The sequence below is a fragment of the Mitsuaria sp. TWR114 genome, from assembly GCF_007997345.1.
Map to the genome: position 1 here is coordinate 1 of NZ_VOSR01000127.1, position 3,740 is coordinate 3,740.

Consider the following 3,740-nt stretch of genomic DNA (forward strand, 5'->3'; position numbering starts at 1 on the left):
CCGCGCTCGCGGCGCGATGAGCTGAGAGAGGACCTCCGATGCTGACCTACTACCTCGAACTGGCCCTGCGCGCCTTCCGCAGCCATCGCGGCCTGACGGTGCTGATGCTGCTGTCGATCGCGATGGGCGTGGCCGCCTGCATGACGACCCTGACGGTGTTCCACGTCCTGTCGGGCGATCCGATCCCGCACAAGAGCGACCGGCTCTTCAACGTCCAGCTCGACGCCGAGACCCGGCGCGACTGGAAGCCCGACGACGAGCCCGAGCTGCAGCTCACCCGCTTCGATGCCGAGCAGCTGCTGCGCGCCAGACGCGGCGTGCATCAGGTCATGATGACCGGCGCCTTCATCGCGATCGACCCGGCCGGCTCGGGCGACGCCGCGCAGCCGCCGTTCTTCACCGGCGGCCGCTGGACCTCGGCCGACTTCTTCACCATGTTCGACGCGCCCTTCCGCTACGGCAACGGCTGGACCGCCGCCGACGACGGCGCCGAGGCGCGCGTCGCGGTGCTCTCGGCCGAGCTCAACGACAAGCTCTTCGGCGGCCAGGACAGCCGCGGCAAGACGGTGCGGCTGCGCGACAAGGACTTCACCGTCGTCGGCGTGCTCCAGCCGTGGCGGCCGGCGCCGCACTACTTCGACCTGACGCTGGGCTCCTACGCCAAGCCGGCGGACGTCTACATCCCGCTGTCGACCTCGCTGACGCTGCGTTTCGGCGGCGCCGGCAACATGAACTGCTGGGGCCGCTCGGACGGCATCGATCCGCGGTCGCTCAACGCGCCCTGCGCCTGGCTGCAGTACTGGGTGCAGCTGGACACGCCCCAGCAGGTCGCCGACTACCGGACCTACCTGACGCAGTACTCGAACCAGCAGCGCGAGGCCGGCCGCTTCGAGCGCCCCGCCAATCCGCGGCTGACGGGCGTCATGGCGTGGCTGAGCCAGCGCAAGGTCGTGCCCAGCGACATCCAGCTGCAGGTGTGGCTGGCCTTCGGGTTCCTGGCCGTGTGCCTGACCAACACGGTGGGGCTGCTGCTGGCCAAGTGCCTGCGCCGCAGCGGCGAGATCGGCGTGCGCCGCGCGCTGGGCGCGCCGCGGCGGCAGATCTTCCTGCAGTTCCTGGTCGAGGCCGGCACGCTGGGCCTGGTGGGCGGCGTGCTGGGCCTGGCGCTGACCTGGATCGGGCTGTGGGTGGTGCGGCAGAACCCGTCGGACTACGCCCAGCTCGCGCGGCTGGACTGGCAGATGCTGGCCACGACGCTGGGCGTCTCGCTGGCCGCCAGCGTGCTGGCGGGGCTGCTGCCGGCCTGGCGCGCCTGCCAGATCACGCCCGCCATCCAGCTCAAGACGCAATGACCCGCTGACCCCGAGTCAAGGAGAACGCCGACATGGACATCCTGCCCATCCTCTCGACGCTCAAGCGTCACAAGACCGCCGCCGGACTGATCGTGCTGCAGATCGCGCTGACCTGCGCGATCGTGTGCAACGCGCTCTTCCTGATCTTCCAGCGCATCGAGCGCATCAACGCCGACACCGGCGCCGACGAGCAGGCGCTGGTGACTTTCTCGCTGGCCAGCATGGCGCGCGTCGAGAACCCCGAGCCGCAGACGCAGGCCGACCTGGCCGCGCTGCGGCAGGTGCCGGGCGTGGCCTCGGTGTCGCTGACCAACCAGTACCCCTACGGCCGCAGCTCCAACAACTCCGGCGTGCGGCTGACGCCGGACACGACGCGGTCCAGCCGCATCGTCGCCAGCCACTACACGACCGGTCCCGGCTTCATCGGCACGATGGGGCTGAAGCTGGTCGAGGGCCGCGACTTCGAGCCCAACGAGTTCGTGCCCGGATCGACGCTGGACGCCAATCCCGATCCGCGGGTGCCGGCGGTGATCATCAACAAGACCATGGCCGAGCGGCTGTGGCCCGGCGAATCGGCGCTCGGCAAGGCGGTCTACGTCTACGGCAACGAGCCGCAGCGCGTCGTCGGCGTGGTGCGCGACCTGCCCTCGCCCAACCCGGGCTCGGAGGACGAGAACGCGCTCAACACGATGATGTTCCCGGTGCAGCCGAGCTTCCGCGGCGGCGGCTTCATGATCCGCGTCGCGCCGGGCGCCGACCGCGAGGCGGTGCTCAAGGCGGCCACGGCCAAGCTGCTGGCCAACAGCCCGGGGCTGCGCCGCGTGATCCGGGACCAGGAGACGCTGGTCAAGCTGCGCGCGGACTACTACCGCCAGGACCGCTCGATGATCCAGTTGCTGGCCGGCGTATGCGTCGGGCTGCTGGTGGTGACGGCCTTCGGCATCGTCGGCCTGGCCAGCTTCTGGGTGCAGCAGCGCACGCGGATGATCGGCACGCGGCGGGCGCTGGGCGCCACGCGCGGCCAGATCCTGCGCTACTTCCAGACCGAGAACCTGCTGCTGTCCAGCGCCGGCATCGTGCTGGGCATGATCGGCGCCTACGGCATCAGCCTGCTGCTGATGACGAACTACGAGCTGCCGCGCCTGCCCTGGATCTACCTGCCGATCGGCGCGCTGGTGCTGTGGACCCTGGGCCAGATCGCGGTGTTCGCGCCGGCGCGGCGGGCCGCGGCGCTGCCGCCGGTGGCGGCCCTGCGCGGCGGCTGAGCGCCGGCCCCCTTGCTATGCTGCGCCACCCATGAGAACCGTCCTGATCATCGATGACCACGCCGGTGTCGGCGAGGCGCTGTCGCTGCTGCTCTCGCTGCACGACATCGAGGCGCTGTACGCGGCCTCGCCGGCCGAGGGCCTGGCCATGCTGGCGCGGCGGCGCGTGGACCTGGTGATCCAGGACATGAACTTCAGCGCGGACACGACCTCGGGCGAGGAAGGTCGCGCGCTGTTCCAACAGTTGCGCGAGCGTCATCCGGACCTGCCCATCATCCTGCTGACCGCCTGGACGCAGCTGGAGCAGGCGGTGGCGCTGGTCAAGGCCGGCGCGGCGGACTATCTGGCCAAGCCCTGGGACGACGCCAAGCTGCTGGCGACGGTCGAGAACCTGCTGGAGCTGGCCGAGAACGGCCGCGCGCTGCGCGAGAGCCGGCACGAGCAGCGCCAGCGTCGCGAGGAGCTGCGCCGGCGCTACCGGCTCGACGGCCTGGTCTTCGAATCCCCGGCGCTGCTGCGCTGCCTGGAGCTGGCCTGCCAGGTCGCCCGCTCGGCGGCGCCGGTGCTGGTCACCGGGCCGAACGGCAGTGGCAAGGAGCGCATCGCGGCGATCGTGCATGCCAACTCGGCGGTCGCCGGCGGGCCCTTCGTGGCGATCAACTGCGGCGCGCTGCCGGGCGAGCTGATCGAGGCCGAGCTCTTCGGCGCCGAGAGCGGTGCCTACACCGGCGCGGCGCGGGCGCGCGAAGGCCGCTTCGAGACCGCCGACGGCGGCACGCTGTTCCTCGACGAGATCGGCAACCTGCCGCTGGCTGGCCAGGTCAAGCTGCTGCGGGTGCTGGAGACGGGCCGCTTCGAGCGGCTGGGCTCGAGCCGCACGCGCCAGACCGCGGTACGGGTGATCTCGGCCACCAACGCCGACCTGCGCGCGATGGTGCGCGCCGGCACCTTCCGCGAGGACCTGTACTACCGGCTCAACGTCATCGAGGTCGCGCTGCCCGGCCTGGCCGAGCGGCCGCAGGACATCCTGCCGCTGGCCGAGCACTTCCTGGCCGGCCGGGCCACGCTCAGCGACGGCGCCGGGGAAGCGCTGATGGCGCATCCCTGGCCCGGCAACGTGCGG

3 protein-coding genes are annotated in these 3,740 nt (G+C 71.4%); all 3 read left to right on the forward strand.

Annotated features, from left to right (window positions below; all coding sequences use genetic code 11):
- Positions 1-38 precede the first annotated feature (38 nt).
- The gene (locus FUT87_RS06160; RefSeq protein ID WP_147240428.1) at positions 39-1,352 is read left to right on the forward strand and encodes an ABC transporter permease; all 1,314 of its coding nucleotides are present in this window, start codon (positions 39-41) and stop codon (positions 1,350-1,352) included.
- A 32-nt stretch (positions 1,353-1,384) separates the two neighbouring features.
- Entirely contained in the window at positions 1,385-2,617 is a 1,233-nt protein-coding gene (locus tag FUT87_RS06165; RefSeq protein ID WP_147240429.1) for an ABC transporter permease, read from the forward strand.
- A 31-nt stretch (positions 2,618-2,648) separates the two neighbouring features.
- Positions 2,649-3,740 (forward strand): sigma-54 dependent transcriptional regulator (locus tag FUT87_RS06170; RefSeq protein WP_147240430.1); only part of this gene is annotated, 1,092 nt, incomplete at its 3' end.